General features: G+C 64.9%; 14 protein-coding genes. 11 read left to right on the plus strand and 3 right to left on the minus strand.

Annotation, left to right across the window (positions count from 1 at the left end):
• Positions 1–70 precede the first annotated feature (70 nt).
• Both G6032_RS08035 and G6032_RS08040 read left to right on the plus strand, forming a co-directional pair.
• Complete coding sequence (locus G6032_RS08035; protein WP_165281633.1) at positions 71–1228, plus strand: hypothetical protein; 1158 nt, start codon at positions 71–73, stop codon at positions 1226–1228.
• A gap of 4 nt (positions 1229–1232) precedes the next feature.
• On the plus strand, positions 1233–2381 hold the full coding sequence (locus G6032_RS08040) for a hypothetical protein (RefSeq protein WP_165281634.1): 1149 nt from the start codon (positions 1233–1235) through the stop codon (positions 2379–2381).
• A gap of 62 nt (positions 2382–2443) precedes the next feature.
• Here the strand turns inward: G6032_RS08040 and G6032_RS08045 are convergent, their stop codons facing one another.
• Positions 2444–4582 carry a TonB-dependent receptor gene (locus G6032_RS08045; RefSeq protein ID WP_165281635.1) on the minus strand — a complete coding sequence of 713 codons (2139 nt, stop codon included), beginning with the start codon at positions 4580–4582 and terminating at the stop codon, positions 2444–2446.
• 390 nt (positions 4583–4972) lie between these two features.
• Here G6032_RS08045 and G6032_RS08050 point away from each other — a divergent pair, with 390 nt between their 5' ends.
• From G6032_RS08050 to G6032_RS08080, 7 genes are all read left to right on the plus strand, one after another.
• The gene (locus G6032_RS08050; protein WP_206211890.1) at positions 4973–6217 is read left to right on the plus strand and encodes an efflux RND transporter periplasmic adaptor subunit; all 1245 of its coding nucleotides are present in this window, start codon (positions 4973–4975) and stop codon (positions 6215–6217) included.
• Positions 6218–6232: 15 nt separating this feature from the next.
• Positions 6233–6922: an ABC transporter ATP-binding protein gene (locus G6032_RS08055; RefSeq protein WP_165281637.1), complete on the plus strand. Its 690-nt coding sequence runs from the start codon at positions 6233–6235 to the stop codon at positions 6920–6922.
• Position 6923: 1 nt separating this feature from the next.
• Complete coding sequence (locus tag G6032_RS08060; RefSeq protein WP_165281638.1) at positions 6924–8081, plus strand: FtsX-like permease family protein; 1158 nt, start codon at positions 6924–6926, stop codon at positions 8079–8081.
• Positions 8082–8093: 12 nt separating this feature from the next.
• Positions 8094–9278, plus strand: coding sequence for an ABC transporter permease (locus G6032_RS08065; protein ID WP_165281639.1), 1185 nt, complete (start codon positions 8094–8096; stop codon positions 9276–9278).
• Positions 9279–9397: 119 nt separating this feature from the next.
• Positions 9398–10339, plus strand: a complete 942-nt coding sequence (locus tag G6032_RS08070) for a CHAD domain-containing protein (RefSeq protein ID WP_165281640.1) — start codon at positions 9398–9400, stop codon at positions 10337–10339.
• 123 nt (positions 10340–10462) lie between these two features.
• Positions 10463–11044, plus strand: coding sequence for an ECF-type sigma factor (locus G6032_RS08075; protein WP_165281641.1), 582 nt, complete (start codon positions 10463–10465; stop codon positions 11042–11044).
• A complete protein-coding gene (locus G6032_RS08080) occupies positions 11041–13581 on the plus strand; it encodes a serine/threonine-protein kinase (RefSeq protein WP_165281642.1) in 2541 nt (846 codons plus the stop codon). Before G6032_RS08075 ends, G6032_RS08080 begins: the two co-directional genes overlap by 4 nt.
• Before the next feature lie 72 nt (positions 13582–13653).
• On the opposite strand, the gene G6032_RS08085 is transcribed toward G6032_RS08080, so the two are convergent.
• Positions 13654–14913 (minus strand): hypothetical protein, encoded by a 1260-nt coding sequence (locus G6032_RS08085; protein WP_165281643.1) that lies wholly within the window; start codon positions 14911–14913, stop codon positions 13654–13656.
• A 15-nt stretch (positions 14914–14928) separates the two neighbouring features.
• Positions 14929–15423: a hypothetical protein gene (locus tag G6032_RS08090; RefSeq protein ID WP_165281644.1), complete on the minus strand. Its 495-nt coding sequence runs from the start codon at positions 15421–15423 to the stop codon at positions 14929–14931.
• Positions 15424–15667: 244 nt separating this feature from the next.
• Here G6032_RS08090 and G6032_RS08095 point away from each other — a divergent pair, with 244 nt between their 5' ends.
• Positions 15668–17254: a peptidoglycan-binding domain-containing protein gene (locus tag G6032_RS08095; RefSeq protein WP_165281645.1), complete on the plus strand. Its 1587-nt coding sequence runs from the start codon at positions 15668–15670 to the stop codon at positions 17252–17254.
• Positions 17255–17319: 65 nt separating this feature from the next.
• Positions 17320–17910, plus strand: a complete 591-nt coding sequence (locus G6032_RS08100; RefSeq protein ID WP_165281646.1) for a peptidoglycan-binding domain-containing protein — start codon at positions 17320–17322, stop codon at positions 17908–17910.
• Positions 17911–17912 lie beyond the last annotated feature (2 nt).

Consider the following 17912-nt stretch of genomic DNA (forward strand, 5'->3'; position numbering starts at 1 on the left):
TACTGGGCCCGCACCGCGGGATCGGAGCGGTGCTGGCATCCGCACGTACGCACGCGAGAAAGGGGTCGCAATGCCGTACGCCACATGGGTCGGCATCCTGGGCTTCGTCGCTGTCGCGGCGTGCTGGGCCCTTTCAGTGGTGCTGTTCCGCGTCGGAGCGCCCGGCACCGTGGCGCGCAAGCTCGCCTGGCTGCTCGTCATCGAGGGCATCACCCTCGTCACCGGGGGATTCATCTGGTTCGTCCTGGCCGGGGATGAGATCTCGGACCAGTGGTTCAACAACAACATCCCGGTGGCGTTCCAGATAGCCAATTTCATCGTGCACCATCTCGGCGACGCCGGCATGATCGCGCTCTATCCGGCCTTCCTCGCCGCGGCGCTGCGAACCCGCCTGACACGCCCCTTCGGACGCAAGAGCCTGCGCATCACGATCGCGGTCGCGGGCGTCCTGATGGCCATCGGCACGGTGGTCACCAAGGCCCTCTGGAACTCGTTGTTCGGCAGCGCGGTGCTGTACGCCGCGATCATGGCGCTGTTCCTGTACGCCCTCGTGGTGTCGATTCACGCCTGGCGGATAGCGGAGCCGGGTATCGCGCGCACGCGCGCCCGGGTCTTCGCCATCGCGTTCGGCATCCGGGACATCTGCTGGGGGTTCAGCTATGCCGCGGCGTTCTGGACCATCCAGGTAAACGTGCCCTTGGATGAGTCCCCCGTTTTCTGGGCGGGGAAGATCGTTTATGCGCTCGGCACGCTCCTCGCGGTACCGCTAATCGCCCACGGCATCCTCAAGGCAAAGACGTTCGACATCGATCTCAAGGTTCGCTGGACGCTCAAGCAATCGACCTTTGCCGCGGCAGTCCTGGCGATCACCTTCGCCATCTCTGAGGGTGCGGAAATGCTCGTGTCCGCCGAGCTGGGGGACAGCTGGGGCCTGATTGCGGCCGCGGTGGCATTGCTGTTCCTGAAGCCCTTGCAGGCTTTCGCGGAAAAAGTGGTCGGCCTGTTGATGCCCAATACGCAGAACACGCCCGAGTACCAGCGCTCGCGCAAGATGCGGGTATACGAAGAAGCACTGATCGAGGCAATGGACGAAAACGGTATTTCTTCCAAGGAGCGATCGCTGCTGAACCGGTTGCGTGACTCGCTCGAGATTCCAGCGGCCGACGCCGAGGCCATGGAAGAAGAAATCAAGAGCCGCTTCGGATCGGCCCGCCTCGGGCTGGCGTGATCTCGTGTTCCAGGTAACGCCGTGGGCTATTTTCGGGCTGGCCTCCGTCACGCTGTGCTGGGCGCTCGCGTTCGTGCTCATGCGGGTCGGCATGCCCGGCAGCGTCGCGCGCAAGCTGGCGCTTCTGCTCACTGTCGAAGGCTTCGCCCTGCTGACCACCGGGATTTGGTTCGATTTCCTGGCGCCCGAGTTCGCTGCGCGCGTGGCCGGGTCCGTCTTCGACACGTTCAGTTTCCATGCCCACACGTTTTTCGATTGCGTGATGCTGGCGCTGTATCCGCCGTTCCTCGCGGCGTCGTTGCAGACGAAATTGACCCGCCCGTTCTCGACCCGCGGGGCTCAAGTCGGCCTGGGCGTCTTCGCGGCCGGGTTGTTCGTTGCGGTCGTTTCGACGCCCTACCAGCTCGGAATGACGCTGCTGTACGCAATGATGGCATCGCTTTTCCTGTACGCCCTCGTGGCCTCGGTCCATGCCTGGGCCGTATCCAAGCCAGGCGTCGCTCGCACGCGCGCGGGGGTATTCGCGCTTGCCTTCGGTTTCAGGGATATCTGCTGGTTTTCCGTCTATGCCGTGGCGACCGGGATCGTCTGGGGCGGGATAATCCTGGCTGAGGAAGGGGCCGGCTACGCGTTTTATCTCGACCTGTTCTACCGTCTGGGTACGCTGCTTTACGTCCCGATCATCGCTTACGGAATCCTCCGCACACACTTGTTCGACCTGGACCTCAGGCTGCGCTGGACACTCAAGCAGTCCACCCTGGCCGGCCTCGTCGTGGCGATCCTCTACATCGTGTCCGAGGGAGCCGATCGCTTTTTTTCGACGGAACTGGGTGACTGGGGCGGCCTGCTGGCGGCAGCCGTGGTGGTGTTTTTCCTGGCGCCGCTGCAGCGCTTTGCCGAGCGGGTCGCGGGAGCTGCGATGCCGAACACCCGGAATACGCCCGAGTACACGATATTCCGCAAGTTGCAGGTGTATGAGTCAGCGCTGAGCGACGCATTGCGGGAAGGCGGCATCTCGGCGAAGGAGCGCGTGCTGCTGGGCCACCTGCGTGACTCGCTGGGGATCTCTGAGGCCGACGCGGCGGCCATCGAGAGCGATCTTGTCAGCCGCGCCGGCGAAGTCGGGGGCGGCCGGCCGAGTCCACCCGCCTGAGCCGCGCCGCCTGAGCCGCCACGCCTGAGCCGCCACGCCTGAGCTCATCTGCCTGAGCCGACTCAGCGCTGCCTACCCAGGTGGTAGCGCAGTTTGACGCCGGCGGTGCGCGGTCTCAGCAGGAAGGCGGATGGATACTCATCGAAGCGATAGATCCAGGTGGTCCCATCCGAGTCGGTCACGTTGTGGACAAAGAGTTGCAGGTCCCAGCGTCCCAGGCGCAGACCGGCCGACAGGTTGAGCGTCGTGTAATCCCCGATTTCCTCGCCTTCCTCCTGCAGGTTGTTGTAGAAGCCGCCGACATAAGCCAGGTCGGCGCGCGCGTAGGCGGGCAGGCCACGCAGCAGCGTGTCGAACTGGAGTCCCAGGTTCGCGGTGTACTCCGGAGTGCCCGGCAAGCGATCGCCGTCCACGCCCAACCCCGGGGCGTCAGACGTCAGTTCGCCCTGCGTATAGGCGGCGCTGAAGTCGAGGCGCCATTGTGCGTCCAACAGCGCGCTGCCCTCGAGTTCGACGCCTCTCGTGCTTGCCTCGCCGGCGTTGAACAAGAAACCCACCGCGCAGTCGGCGACCAGGAGGATCGGGAAGTCCTTCCACTCGTTGTAGTAAGCCGCGGTGCGCAGCAGGATCCGTCCACCGGCAAAACTGAGTGCGCTGCCGATTTCGTAACTGTTCAGCGTGTCGGCCAGGACCTGGTCCTGTGGCGCCAGGCCGATCCCGTCAAGCAGTCCGTCCCCGTCGATATCACAATTGGACCCGGCCGAGGACAACGGGTAGCCGGGATTGAAGCCCTGCGCCCATTGCGCGTAGTAGAGCGATTCGTCGGCGGGCGCATAGGAAACATTGACCTTGTAGTTTTCGCCGCTTTCGCGCGATTCGGAATCGAGCGCGAAGCCGTCTCCCGCCACCAGGCCTTCGCCAAACTCCGTGCTCTCGGTGTCGTAGTCGAACCGCCGCGCGCCGACGGTGGCCGACAGCGCGGGAGTGATATCCCAGGACAGTTCGCCGAAGAACGCCAGTTGCTCTCTTTGGGTGCGGAACGTTCCGTCGAAAATCAACGCCCCCGCGAACGGGTCGAGCGCGGGGTCGCCGTCCCATTCGACGATCTGAGCGCCTGTCTGGTCCAGGTCCTCGTAGTACGCTCCGGCAAGAAAATTGACCGGGTGATTCCATTCCGAGGTGACGCGGAATTCCTGTATGAAAGAGTCCGAGTCGGTGTCGTTCCGGATGAAAATCGGTGCATCGTCCTCATACAGGAAGGTCCAGAACTGGCCGACATCCCAGTCCTGGGTGTTTTCGTAGCCAATCCATGAGGTCGAGGACGTGAACGCGAACCGGTCGGCGTCGTAATTCACGACCAGGTTCGATATCCCGAGGTCATCTTCCGTGTATTCGCCCCGGCGTGTGCTGACGCGTGAGTAGCGGGCTTGCCGGAAGCCGCCCAGTTCGAGATCCGCATAGGGATTGCCGTCCTGTTCGATGCTCTGGCCCAGCACCATGAGCTCGACGTCGAGCCTGCTGGAGGGAACCCAGCGCGCGGATACGCGCCCGCCCCTGAAGCTGGAGTTGCCCACGTCATCGCGGTCCAGGGCCAGCGCTCCGGTGCGCGCGGCGCTGGCCGATTTGACGGGATCACTGGCCGCGATGTTCTTGTAGTAGCCGCTGTTCTCATAGCTGTAGGCTACCGCCCGGACGGCGAACACGTTCTCCACGAGCGGCATGTTCAGAATGCCCTCGCCGTGGTAGTTGGTGCCGCCCGGGTCGCCGGTCGACGACAGGGTCGTGGCGACGCTGCCGCTGAACGCATCGAGGCGCGGCTGCGCGGTGATGATCCGCACGGTGCCGCCCACCGAGCTGGCGCCGTAGAGCGTCCCCTGCGGGCCGCGCAGGATCTCCACCCTTTCGACGTCCACCAGCTTCAGTTCGGGGCTGCTGTTGCCGAAATCGCCGAGGCTCGTGATCGGGGTCTCGTTGATGTAGGTGCCCGTGGTCTGGGCACTCTCCTGCGGGTCGGCGGAAATTCCGCGAATCACGATGCTCGAGCGGCCGGCGCCGAACTCGTAATAAGTGACCCCGGGGATGGTGCGCAGATAATCGTCCATGCCCACCAGCCCCTGCCGGTCGATCATCTCTCCAGAGATGACGGATGCGCTCATTGCGACATCCTGCAGGTTCTCGGCGCCGCGTTTCTGCGCGGTCACGACGACCGTTTCCAGTTGTGTTGAATCCGGCGATGTTTCTTCCGCCGCAATTCCGGCTGCAGCAAATGCACTGGTTACGAGCAGGCATGCGTGCCCCAGGCTGATTGGTTTCACAACGTCCGTCCCTGTCGCTGGCACATCGCCGATAACCCTGTTTAACAATTAATAGCGCCGAGGGGAAGCTCGGAACCGCATGATGAATGGCACTGCCTGTGCAGCTTGGTCCAGCGAAAAGGCGGGTGGCGGGCGCGCTTTTCTTGCTGGAGGTGGGAGAACTTGGCGGGGAATCGGTTCGGCAGTGACAATCGTCACATCCACCCCATGACGAATGGCACTCCCTCGCGGACCGCAACATGACGGACAATGCCTGCTGCTAGAATCGAGGCCGTCATGGACAAAGCCGAGCTGCTCAAGGAACTGCGCATCGATCGCGAGCCACCCCCTGGCGGGGGCTCGCGGGCTGGATGGTGGCTGCTGCTCGCGCTTGCGCTGCTGGCTGCGGTCCTCGTGGCTGCGTATCTCTGGGCGACGAGGGCGGACGAAGCCGTGCTCGTGCGCGTCGCCACGGTGCAGTCGGCCGGCACGACCGACGCGGCCCGCTCGGTGCTGGATGCCACGGGCTACGTCACCGCCCGGCGCATCGCCACCGTGTCGGCGCAGGTGACCGGGAAGGTCGAGACCGTGCTGATCGAGGAGGGCATGCAGGTCGCCGCGGGCGAGGTGCTGGCCACGATCGATGACACCGAGTGGCGCGCCCAGGTGGCGCTCGCCGAGGCGCAGCTCGAGTCGGCGCGCTCCCAGCTCGCGGAGATCGAGGCCCAGCTGAGCAACGCGCGCCGCGATCTCGAAAGGCAGCGCGACCTCGCGGGGCGGGGCCTGGCTTCGCAGGCCGCCGTGGATGCGGCCAGCACCGAGGTCGATGCGCTCGCGGCGCGACTCGACAGCGCCGCGACAGGCGTCACGGTGGCGCGGCGCTCGCTGGAACTTTCGCGGGTCCGACTCGACAACACCGTGATCCGCGCCCCGTTTGCCGGGATCGTGACGGTCAAGGCGGCCCAGCCGGGCGAGATGATTTCGCCGGTCTCCGCCGGTGGCGGCTTTACCCGCACCGGCATCGGCACCATCGTGGACATGGACTCGCTGGAGATCCAGGTGGACGTCAACGAGTCGTTCATCCAGCGGGTGCATCCCGGGCAGCGTGTCGAGGCGACGCTGAACGCCTATCCGGAATGGCGCGTCCCGTCAGAGGTCATCGCCATCATCCCGACGGCGGACCGCAGCCGTGCCACGGTGCGAGTGCGCATAGCGATCCTGGAGCGCGACGAGAGAATCGTGCCCGACATGGGCGTGCGGGTGGCTTTCCTGGGAGAGGGAGAGAGTGCCGCGAGCGATGCGGCAACGGCGGGCGCGACGCTGCGGGTGCCGTCCGGTGCGGTGGTGGAAGAGGGCGGCGAGTCGTTCGTTTTCGTTCTCCAGCCCGGCGACGAGGGCCAAAGCGTCGCGCGTCGCGCCGTGCGTGTCGGGGTGGCACGCGGCGAACTCCGGCCGGTGCTCGACGGCCTGCGCAGCGGCGAGCGCGTGGTTCTGCAACCCCCCGCGGATCTCGCCGACGGGGACAGGGTACGACTGGAATAACAGGCAGGTAGAGACATGAGTGCATTGATCGAGATTCGCGGCCTGACCAAGGTCTACACTCGCGGCAAGCAGAAAGTCGAAGCGCTGCACGCGGTGGACCTCGACATCGAGCGCGGCGATTTCGTTGCCCTGATGGGCCCCTCGGGTTCCGGCAAGACGACGTTGCTGAACCTGATCGGCGGACTCGACTCGCCGACCTCGGGCACAATCAACGTCGATGGCCAGTCGCTCGAGCGCATGAGTAGCGGCGCGCTGGCGCGCTGGCGGGCCGCCCATGTCGGCTTCGTGTTCCAGTTCTATAACCTGCTGCCGGTGCTCAGTGCGCAGCGCAACGTCGAGTTGCCACTGTTGCTGACCCGGCTGTCCGCGGCACAGCGGCGCAAGAACGCGGGCGTGGCATTGCAGCTCGTCGGCCTTGCGGACCGAGCGCAGCACAAGCCGCGCGAGCTTTCCGGCGGCCAGGAACAACGTGTCGCCATCGCCCGCGCCATCGTCTCCGATCCGTCGCTGCTGGTGTGCGACGAGCCCACAGGGGATCTCGATCGGGAGACCGCGGACGAGATCCTCGAGCTGCTGCAGATGCTGAATCGCGAGCACGGCAAGACCATCGTCATGGTGACCCACGACCCGAAGGCGGCCGAGCATGCACGGCGCCTGGTGCGGCTCGACAAGGGCAGCCTGGTGCCGGACGAGGCGGCGGCCTGAGATGAAATACTTCCACCTGGTCTGGGCCGGCCTGTTCCGCAAGAAAGTCCGCACCGTGCTCACCCTGTTGTCGGTGGTCGTGGCTTTTCTGCTGTTCGGCCTGCTGCAGTCCGTCAACGAGGCGTTCAGCGCGGGCGCCGAACAGGCGCGGGCCGACCGGCTGATCACGAACTCGCGCTATTCGATTATCGAGATGCTGCCGATCAGCTACCTGCCGCAGATCGAGTCGGTCCCCGGCGTCAAGGAAGTTTCGTTTGCCAGCTGGTTCGGCGGTTCCTACCAGGACCGGCCGGTGCAGTTCGCCGTGTTCCCGGTCGAACCGGAGCGTTACCTGAGCACCGCGCCGGAGATCGAGCTGCCGCCCGCGCAACTCGAACGCTGGCGCGAGACACGCGATGGTGCCGTCGTCGGGCGCTCGCTGGCCGAGCGCAATGGCTGGGAGATCGGGGAGCGCGTGACGCTGGTGGCGGACATCTGGCCGCAGCGTGGCGGCAACAACGACTGGAACTTCGAGATCGTGGGGATCTTCAGCAGCCCGGAATCGGAACAGAACGAGGGCGCCTTTTTGTTTCAGTGGGAGTATTTCGACGAGGCTCGCCAGTTTGGCCGCGGTACTGTGGGCTGGTTCATCATCCAGGTGGAAGACCCCGACCTGGCGGAAAACGTCGCGCAGACGGTAGACGCGTTGTTCGCCAATTCCACCAACGAGACCAAGACGCAGACCGAGAAGGCGTTCGCGCAAGGGTTCGCGCGCCAGTTCGGCGACGTCGGCCTGATCGTCACCTCGATCCTCGGCGCGGTGTTCTTCACTATCCTCGTGTTGACCGGGAACACGATGGCGCAGGCGGTGCGTGAGCGGATTCCCGAGCTGGCGATTCTCAAGACCCTCGGGTTTAGCGATCGGGCGGTGCTGGGCCTGGTGGTGGCGGAGGCGCTGGCGCTCATCCTGCTCGGCGGGCTCGTCGGCCTGGCGCTGGCTGCCGGCGCACTCGGTGCGCTCAGCGCAGCGCTGGCGGGATTCGGTGTGCAGGGCATCAGCACTTCAGTAGTGCTGACGGGCGTGGTCCTGATGATCGCGCTTGGCCTTATCGTCGGCCTGCCGCCGGCGGTGCGCGCCATGCGCCTGAAAGTCGTCGATGCGCTCGGCGGACACCAGTAGGAGGGACGGTTGATGAACGCACTAAAACAAGTCGCGGCCGTGTCACTCATGAACCTGCGCAGCGTGCCGCAACGCTGGAGCACTTCGCTGGTCATCGTCGTCGGCATTGCCGGGGTCGTCGGCGTGCTGACGGCGATTCTCGCGATGGGCGAGGGCTTCCGCGCCACGCTCGGCGCCGCGGGCAAGGAAGACCAGGCGATCGTGTTGCGCAGTGGCGCCACCTCGGAGTTGACCAGCGGGCTGGGGCGCGAATCGGTGGACCTGATTGCGCGCTCGGCCGGCGTGGCGCGGGGGGGCGACGGCCAGCCGATCGCCTCCGCGGAGATCCTGGTGATCGCGGATTTGCCCAAGCGGGGCACCGGGACGCTCGCCAACGCCCCCATTAGGGGTGTGCAACCCGGCGCCTTCGAGCTCCGACCGGAAGTCGAGATCGTCGCGGGACGGAACTTCGAGCCCGGCCCGCGGGAACTCATCGTCGGGCGCGGCGCCGCCAGCCAGTTCGAGGGGGTGGAGGTCGGTGCGCGGCTCGCGTTCCGGGATGCTGACTGGACGGTGGTCGGGATCTTCTCCGCGGGCGGCGGCGCCCACGAGTCCGAGTTGTGGGGCGACGCCGAGACCGTGATGTCGGCCTATCGGCGTGGCGGCTTCCAGTCGGTGACCGTGCAGCTCGAGGATGCGGCGGCGTTCGAGGCGTTCCAGGCCGCCCTCGCGGATGATCCGCGCCTGAACGTCGAGGCCCAGACGTTGCGCGCCTACTACGCCGCGCAGTCGCGGCAGATGAGCATGCTGATCAACGTGCTGGGTTACGCCATTGGCTACATCATGGCCATCGGTGCATTGTTCGGCGCGTTAAACACCATGTATGCGGCGGTCTCCACGCGCGCGCGGGAAATCGCGACGCTGCGGGCGCTCGGCTTCGGCGGCGGGGCGATCGTCGCCTCGGTATTGCTCGAGGCTTTGCTGCTGGCCGTGATCGGCGGAGTGCTCGGGGGCAGCCTCGCGTGGCTGTTGTTCAACGGCTACACCGTCTCGACACTGGGAGCCAACTTCAGCCAGGTCGCCTTCGATTTTCGCGTCACCGGAGAGTTGCTCCTGCAGGGCATCGCCTGGGCCCTGGTGATCGGGTTCCTCGGCGGACTGCTCCCCGCGTGGCGCGCGGCGCGCCAGCCGGTAACGACCGCGTTGCGTGCCCTGTAGTCGTCAGCGTCACGCCTCGTCGTGCCGAGGCATGGCCGTGCCGAGGCATGGCGGGCCGTCGAGCCGCGTGGCGCGACCGGTTCAAGGCATCTCCTATACTGAAAAAAAGGAGTACTGCCATGAACTATCAACTGGAAATCAACGAGCCCATCGATGTCGGCGTGCGTCGCATCGCCACTGAGCTGATCGATGACGCCATCGCCCGGATCGAGGCGCCGGACCGCGATCCCCATGAGGTGGTCCACGAGGTCCGCAAGGACTGCAAGAAGCTGCGCGGGCTGCTGCGCCTGATTCGTCCGCAGGTGCCGAAGCTGTACAAGGCCGAAAACAAGTATTTCCGCGATGCCGCGGCGGCGTTGTCCGGGATCCGCGACGCAGAGGCGGCCAGCGAGTCCTATGATGCGCTGCTGAACGCTTTCGAGGGCGAGGTGGATCGACAGGGCCTGGCACCGGTGCGGCGAGCGCTCACGATGCACAAGCAGCACCTCGCCGAGCACCAGGGCGATCTCGACGCCCGGCTGGAGGCCTTCGGCGAGCAGATGCGCGCGGCGCGCAAGCGCGTAGCGGATTGGCGTCTCCCGGCGGACGACGCGAAGCACGGCAAGGGCGGCTTTGGTCTCCTGCAGGGTGGATTGACGAAGACTTACGCGCGTGGCCGCAAGGCCATGGACGTCGCCTGCGGAGATCCCGAGGTCGAGACGTTCCACGACTGGCGCAAGCGCGCGAAGTATCTTCGCTATCACCTGCGGTTGCTGCGCCCGATCTGGCCGCAGGTCTTCAAGTGCACCCGCAAAGAGGTCAAGAGGCTGGGTGACTTGCTCGGCGACGATCACGACTTCGCGATCCTGGAGAAGGTGCTCAAGGACGGCCTGGCTAACGACCCCGACGAGGGACGGCTGGAGGTGCTGGACGCCCTGATGCGTCAGCGCAGCATCCAGCTCCGGGACGAGGCTGAATGGCTGGGGCGCCGGATCTATGCCGAAAAACCCAAGGTGTTCCGCAAGCGCATCGGTGGCTACTGGGCGACGGCCCACACCGAGCAAGAAGCCACGATGGCCTGAGCACGGGCCCGACCGACCGCTGGGGGTTGAAGGTGCAGCGATGTCCGATGATGATCGATGGTATCGTCGGGCATTGAGGCGTGGCGCGCGTGCAGGGACGGCAGACTTGCCGGAAGGGCGGGGATGGGCGACGACAGCGCAGAGAAATACGAGCGGATTCACGAATTGCTCGCACGGGTGGATCGGCATGAGCCGGATGCCTTCGGCGACCTTGTTGCGGTCGTCTATCCGGAGCTGAAGCGACTCGCGCATTTCCAGCTGACCCGCGAGCAACCGGGCCATACGCTCAACACGACGGCGATCGTGCACGAGGCCTATGTCCGCATGGCGTCCGGCGCAGGACGCTGGGACGATCGCAAGCACTTCCTGCGCGCCGCTTCGGCGGTGATGCGTCACCTGCTCGTGGACCACGCCCGCAGGAAACGGGCCGACAAGCGCGGCAGCGGCAATGTCCTGCTCGAACTCGAAGAGAGCCGCGTCGAAGGAGGTGACGACAGCCTGGCGGTTCTGGCGCTGGATAACGCCTTGAAGGATATTGCTGAGATCGACCCGCGGCTGGAGCAGATTATCGAGTGCCGGTACTTCGCCGGCCTGAGCATCGACGATACGGCGGAGGCGCTGGGCATGTCCGTCCGCACCGTCGAACGCGACGTGCAACGCGCCCGGGCATACTTGGTGGAAGCGATGGGCCCGGATGAGCATTGAGCAAATCGTTCGACATAATTGCTGATCAGCTTTTCAGTGCAGCATTGCTGCAGCCCGCAGGGGAGCGGGCAGGGTTCGTGCGGGAGGAGTCGGCCGGGAACGCGCAACTCGAGCGCCGCGTTATGAAGTTGCTGTCCGCCGCGGGCAGCCCTGACGAAAAGCTTGCCGGCGCATTCGATACGGCGCGCGAGAGTTTGTGGCGCGACGTCCTGCGAGAGGAAGCTACGGCAGGTGAGGACCTGTCGGGCCAGTGTGTCGATGACTGGCGGCTCGTCCGGCGCCTGGCCCGGGGCGGCCTGGCCACCGTCTACCTGGCGCGCCGCGAAGATGGCAACTTCGATCAGAAGGCCGCTTTCAAGGTTTTGCGTCGCGGGCTGGACACCGATGACGTGGTGGCTCGGTTCCGGGCCGAACGCCAGATCCTGTCGACCCTCGAACATCCCTCGATCGCCCGGATCCTCGACGGTGGAGCCATGGGGGACGGACGCCCGTACCTTGTGCTGGAGTTCGTCGACGGCCTGCCGATCACCCGCTATTGCGACGAGAACGGCGTCGAGCTGCGCGGCCGCATCAGGTTGTTGATGCGGGTGCTCGAGGCTTTGCACCACGCGCACAAGCACCTGGTGGTCCACCGTGACATCAAGCCCTCGAATATCCTCGTGAACGCCGAAGGCCACGTTTCGTTACTTGATTTCGGTATCTCCAAGCTGCTCGACCCGGAGTCGTTGCCGGGTGGTGGGACGCTCACTCGCACCGGCGTTGCGCTGCTTACGCCTGGTTACGGCAGCCCGGAGCAGCAGGCCGGCCGACCGGTGACGACGGCGTCGGACATCTACCAGGTCGGCCTGGTGGCCTATGAACTGATCACCGGCAAGCGTCCGTTCCGCGATCTCCGGCTGCCTGGGCACGTTGAGACACCGCTCCCGAGCCGGTCGTTGGACGACGGCAAGCTGCGGCGTGAAGTGACGGGGGATCTCGATGCCATCATCGGCATGGCCATGCATGACGATCCCGGTCGTCGCTACGCATCCGCGCTCGACATGCGCGACGATCTGCAGCGCTATCTCGATCACCGCCCGATCGTGGCCCGCCCCGACACCCTCGGCTATCGCTTCGCCAAGCTCGCGCGCCGGCGTCCCTGGATGGTTCCTGCGATCACCGTAGCGATCCTTGCCGTTGCCGGATACCTGGCCACACTGACCGTCTACAACCGCCAGCTCGAGTTCGAGAAGCGACGCGCACAGGCTGCGGAGAACTTCATGGTGGACCTGCTGCGCAGCCCGGACCCGTTCACCCCGGCGGACCCGGAACTTGGCAGCAGTATCACGGTGGTCGAGGCGCTGGATCTCGGCGTGGCACGCCTGGGTTCGGGGGACATCGACGACCCCGCGCTGCAGGCCTCGCTGCTCGACTCGATCGCGGGCGTCTATGCGAGCCTGGACCAGCACCGCGAGGCCATTGAACTGGGTGAAAAGGCGCTGGCGATCAAGCGCGAGCTTCACGGTGACAACGCGCGCGAAGCGCTCGCGGGGCTCGTGATGCTCGCGCAGCAACACCAGGCTATTGGCGACTACGATACGGCGCTGGGTTATCGCGAGGAGGAACTGGCGCTAGCCAAGCGGCTGTTTCCGGAATCCCATCCCCGGGTGGGCGCCGCGGAGGCCGGCGTCGCAGCCCTGCAGGAAGCGCTGGGCAACTTTGAGGAAAGCGCGCGGCTTTACGCGCTGGGCATCGCCAAGATGCGACAAGCGCCTGAGGAGCATTCCCGGCCGCTGATCAACGCCCTGGCGGCACTGTCCGGCCTGCTCGATGAGCCCGATCCGCCTGAAGCCGCGGCGCTCCTGGAGGAGGCCCGAGCCCTGGCGAACGAGCTTTTTGGCGCAGACAGCCTCTCGATGGCGTTGATCCATGTACAGGCCGCCACCGCAGCATCCAACTACCGGGACTTCGAAACCGCGACGAGGGAGTTTCGCGCCGCGCTCGACATCTATGAAGCCCGGCTGGGGCGGCAGCACGGTGCAACGCTGACGGCCTTGAACAACCTCGGCGTGCTTCACACGAGGGCGGGGGAGCAGGAACGTGCCGAGCAGGTGTTCCGCGAACTGCTCGAGTTGTCCGAGCAGAAGTACGGCCGCGAGCACCGCAGCGTCGCCGTCCAGTATCAGAACCTCGGCACCGTGGTCGGCCGCCAGGGCCGCTTTGCAGAGGCTGTGCCGCTGCACCGCCAGGCCCACGAGATCTTCGACGCAACGCTGCCCGGGCATTTCATGACTGCGTATCCGCTCATCTCCCTTGCCTATGCGGACCTGCAGATAGGGGAACCTGCAGCCGCCGAACAGGCTGCGCGCGGGGCTCTGGAAATCCTGGGAACATCAGATAGCCAGGCCTATGCCATCGGCGTGGCCCGCTGCCTGGCTGCGCTGGCGCTGGAAGCACAGGGCGCCGAAACCGAAGGCCAGCAATGGATGGTCGATGCGCGGGCGTTGCTGGCGGGGTTGTCGGTGGATCCGATCTACCAGGTCGCCTGCCGGCTCTGATTCGGCCCAGGCCCCGCAAACTCGACTGACGCGATCCCCAGTAAAGCTTCGAGCGCGGTGACGCAGTCGGCCTCAGGCCTTGGCAATGGCTGCAACCAGGTAGCCACGAAGCCATTCGAGCTCGTCGTCTTTCAGTCCGGCGCCCATGGCGCGTTCGGTGCGGTCGGTGGACAGCAGCAGTTCCTTGCCGGAAAGCTTAAGCGTTCGGGTATTCGTTAATTCGGAGTCCCGGTCGCGGACATGGATGCTTTCGATTTCGCACAACGGCAGGGCGAAGCTGCGCCGTTGCACCAGCCGATCTTCGTGGCGGACTTCCTTGCGCGTGATGATGATTCGGTTCGGGTTCTTGCGCTGCAGGTACCAGATGCCGAACGCTACGCCCCCAAGCAACAGCCCGGCGAAAACCGGGCGGAACTCCAGGTTCCATACACCCAGAAACAAGAAGAAACCGCCCATGCCACCCAAGATATAGAACACCGGCTTGGGAAGGCTGGCGGCATGAACGGTCAAGTGCAGCTCCTGTGATGCCGGATCGTCGGCGCTGCCGCGCTGCTCCACGGCCAGCGAAGGCGGTGGCGCGTTATCGTTCCAGTCGACTGCAATGCTGCCTTCATCTGCCATTTGCCTGATCGACTTGTCCAGGTCGACGGCCTGGCGAACCTCGCTGGCGCCATCGCGCGCGTCGATGGCGGGGAGACCCAGTGATGCGGCCAGTGTCTCCCACAACGGTCGCAGATCACTTTCGGCTGCGTGATGCGCCGATCGACGGGCTGCCCCTCTCGTGGTGGCGCGCTCGATCAGGTATTCCAAGACATGGCGCCGGCCGGTGGTCTTAACTGCCAGGGGAATTGTCTTGGCCTCATCCGGATGGACCAGTTCGATCACGTGCCGGAAACGCTGTTCGTCGCGTGTCACCGGGACATCACGCGTGCTCGTCTGGATTTTGTAGCGCTGCCAGCGCACACCGTCGTAGTTGGCGAGGGGCTCTGACCACTGGTGACTTTTGAGCCACCGCTTCGTCGTGACGGTCACGCTACGGCCATCGATCACGGCGCGGCTCTCAGTCTTCCATCCCGCCAGGCCGCACCACAGCCGACGCGAGGCCACGGCAATCAGCGCCACCGGCAGGAGCGCCTTGACCGGGGCCGTATGTTCGCCGAACGCATTCTCGGGGATCAGTTCGCCGGCCATGAAGGCAAGTACCAGGAATACGGCGGCCAGTCCGAAGATCGCTATAAGGCTCGCGCCGGACCAACGCCAGGCAACCTCGAGTGGGAGCATATTGCCCTCGCTGAGTTGCTCGACGTCCAGATGCGCGTGTTTTCTGCTCATCTTTGCGATCCGCAGCTAACGGACGTTCGAGCCCCTGAAGCCGATCATTGCGTCGCATGTACCGCGCGCATCGACGAAACGCGCGACGATGCCGATCATGCCGTTGTCTTTCATAACCCAGCTCGAGTCGATCACCGCCCAGTCCGATTCGAGCGCCTTGGCCTGGGAATCCGGCTCGCCGAATCGCTCGACCAGGATCGGCAAGACCTCGTCGTGGAAAGCCAGGCAGGTGTCGCGCTCATCGGCGATTTCCGGTCTGATCTCAGCGCCTGTCAGCCTGTTTTCCAGTTCCTCATCGCCGCGCGTGAAATCCCCGAGGTGCGGGTATATGTCGAAATTCCTGTCGGCGAAAGACAGTTTGCCGTCGGGAAAGGCTTCCAGGAGCTCGGCTTCGGTCATGCCGACCACCAGGCCTTCGAATCCTTCGAGGGCGTCCGGCTCCTCGGCCTGCGCGGCCGGCACCATGGCCATGAAAGCGACCAGGCCAAGGATGCGTGTCATCTTGCGCATGGTGATGTCCCTCTCAGTCAAGGTTCTTCGGTAGTGGTCTTCCTATAAGCGTGTTGGCGTTGCCCGAACCGCCATCAGGGTGCTGCCTGCGAGCAGATGCGCGAGGGCCAGCCTTGAGTTGCGCTATAGCCGGCAACGAACCCTTGGTGCCTCCCGGTGGCGGATTTGTCGCTGGGCTGCGCTTTAGATGCTGAAGGCCGGGAGTAATTTCCCGGCGAGACTGCATTTCACCTGGAGAGCGCTGATGAGCCCAAGACTCGCCCCGGTTGCGTTTCTTTGCTGCATTCCCGTGGCTGGGGTGCTCGGCGCAGAGGTGCCGCCCTCCACCAACATCTCATTCGAGGTGATGGCGGAGAGAGGGTACTCACCCACTGACTTGACGAGCTCGCAAATACTCGAGATCGAAGGCGTTACGAAGTCCGAGCGCCTCGAGCGCAGCGGCGCGGAGTTGTATGAGGTCAATCGGAATATCCCAGGACTCACCGACATGATGCCGGATCCCGGCAGCATTCCCGGCTTCGGCGACGGCACCGGCGTCGCGGAGTATTTCGAAGTCGTGTCGATGAACGTCGACGATGAAAGGATGAACTTTGCCCGGGCGGTTCCCCCCGAGGAAATCGGGCGGCGCAAGGTGGAGGCAGGGGGTATCACTCCTGAAGAATTGGCCGACGGGCTGGAAGCGTATTCGAACGCTCTGCTTGCCATCGGCGGGGCGATTCGACAAGAGGTGCCGGGCTTAGGCTTCCTAGGAGGTTATGTTCATCATGACGGGGGGATTGACGATGCCCCTAGAGCGATGCCTGGCGTTGTAGGTGCTTGGCAGGGTGCAGAAATGTGCGCCATATGGGGAGGCGAGGACGCGGTGATTGAGATTGAACCTGGATTCCCGCGCGACCCGGCGGTGCGCCCATACACGCGGGAGGACAGGGAACAGGTGGGGGAATTTGCATCAGAGTGGTTGGACAACTCTTGGTTGAGCCCTGATCCACTGACCTTTCTGACCGGTCCGGCCTGCATGTCCAGGTATACCGCTGCCGTCTTGCGGGCCAGGGACCTGACGGAGGAACAGAAAAAGGACGAGATCACGCGTGCACGCGAAGAGGCGGCGCGCCGGATCGAGTTGGCGAGTCGCGAGGAAGTCGACGGCCGGCCGACTTACAAGCTGGAAATGAATGATCTCAACGTCATCCAGACCATGGAAGACGGCACGCAGATCGACTTTCACAATGCCGCGGTCTGGATCGACGAGGAATACTTCGTCCGTCGCAAGATGCGCATGGAAGGGATCATGCATGCCGAGGGGGAGTCCCGGGAATTCTTTCTCGAAAGCCTGGACCAGGACTACCGGAATGTGCCGGGCAGCCAGCTCTATGAGCCGTACCGGACGGTGATGCGTACCGGCGGCATGATCACGCCCGAGCAGCAACGCGAAATGCAGACCGCATTGGCGGAGCTGGAAGACTACGAACGGCAGCTGGCCAGCATGCCGGCCTCCCAGCGGGCCATGATTGAACGCATGATGGGCGACAAGATCGACCAGGCCCGCAGCCTCGCTACCGGCGGCGCGGTGGAGTTCGTGATGCTCACCACCAGCATCGTGATCAACCCCGATTTCAGCGCCGCACCGTCGCTGCTGGATGATGGGCCGGATCTCGTGCGCACCATCCAGCAGGGTCTGACCGACCTTGGTTACGACCCGGGACCGGTCACCGGCGAGATGAACCAGCAGACGGCCGTCGCCATCGTGCGATTCGAATCCGACCAGGGCATGGAAGTGACCGGCCAGGCGACCCCTGCGGTCGCTGCGGCGATCCGCTCTGCCAACCGATGAGCCATGACTCGGCCCCGGCTGCACCGGCGGGGTCGTGTGCGTCCAAGTCGAAGGGGAGATACCCAATGACCCATTACCGGCTGAATCTCATTCTTTCAACGTTGCTTCTGTTCGGCACTCTCCTGCCGGCGCCTGTGGCAGCCGACGAGCTTACGAAACAGATCCAGCGGGACCTCGTTGTGCTGGGCTACGACCCGGGCAGCATCAGCGGGGAGAGCACGATCGAGACTGCAACCGCGATCGCCAAGTTCCAGGCGGAACATGGTCTCGAGATTACCGGCACGGCATCACCCGACGTCGCCGGGCGACTGGCGACCGAGGTCCAGGCGATGCGCGCCGGGACACGCACACCGTCACCAGCCTCGGCGCCGGCGCCGGCGAAATCGGTGCCCGCCGATCCCGTTGCTCGCCAGGCCGCGCGTCAGGCTTGCCTGCAGGAGAAAATCGCGGCAAGGCAGGAAGCCCAAAAGAAAAAGCGGGGACTCGGCCGATTAATGAGCGCGGTGTCGCGCACAGCTTCGAGGATGGGCAACCAGGACGTCTCCCGGACGATGGGCGATGTCTATTCAGCCAGCCAGACCGCCGATGATCTGTCCGCGGCGGCGCGGGACCTCGGTGTCACCGACGATGAGATTGCGGCGTGCCAGGAGCTCTGATC

Origin of the sequence: Wenzhouxiangella sp. XN24 (assembly GCF_011064545.1) — a bacterium.
In the GTDB taxonomy this organism is placed as follows: Bacteria; Pseudomonadota; Gammaproteobacteria; order Steroidobacterales; family XN24; genus XN24.

Coding starts and splice junctions, on each gene's coding strand:
- G6032_RS08035 (WP_165281633.1), top strand. CDS start 71: ATGCCGTACGCCACATGGGTCGGCATCCTGGGCTTCGTCGCTGTCGCG.
- G6032_RS08050 (WP_206211890.1), top strand. CDS start 4,973: ATGGACAAAGCCGAGCTGCTCAAGGAACTGCGCATCGATCGCGAGCCA.
- G6032_RS08055 (WP_165281637.1), top strand. CDS start 6,233: ATGAGTGCATTGATCGAGATTCGCGGCCTGACCAAGGTCTACACTCGC.
- G6032_RS08060 (WP_165281638.1), top strand. CDS start 6,924: ATGAAATACTTCCACCTGGTCTGGGCCGGCCTGTTCCGCAAGAAAGTC.
- G6032_RS08065 (WP_165281639.1), top strand. CDS start 8,094: ATGAACGCACTAAAACAAGTCGCGGCCGTGTCACTCATGAACCTGCGC.
- G6032_RS08070 (WP_165281640.1), top strand. CDS start 9,398: ATGAACTATCAACTGGAAATCAACGAGCCCATCGATGTCGGCGTGCGT.
- G6032_RS08075 (WP_165281641.1), top strand. CDS start 10,463: ATGGGCGACGACAGCGCAGAGAAATACGAGCGGATTCACGAATTGCTC.
- G6032_RS08085 (WP_165281643.1), bottom strand. CDS start 14,913: ATGAGCAGAAAACACGCGCATCTGGACGTCGAGCAACTCAGCGAGGGC.
- G6032_RS08090 (WP_165281644.1), bottom strand. CDS start 15,423: ATGCGCAAGATGACACGCATCCTTGGCCTGGTCGCTTTCATGGCCATG.
- G6032_RS08095 (WP_165281645.1), top strand. CDS start 15,668: ATGAGCCCAAGACTCGCCCCGGTTGCGTTTCTTTGCTGCATTCCCGTG.
- G6032_RS08100 (WP_165281646.1), top strand. CDS start 17,320: ATGACCCATTACCGGCTGAATCTCATTCTTTCAACGTTGCTTCTGTTC.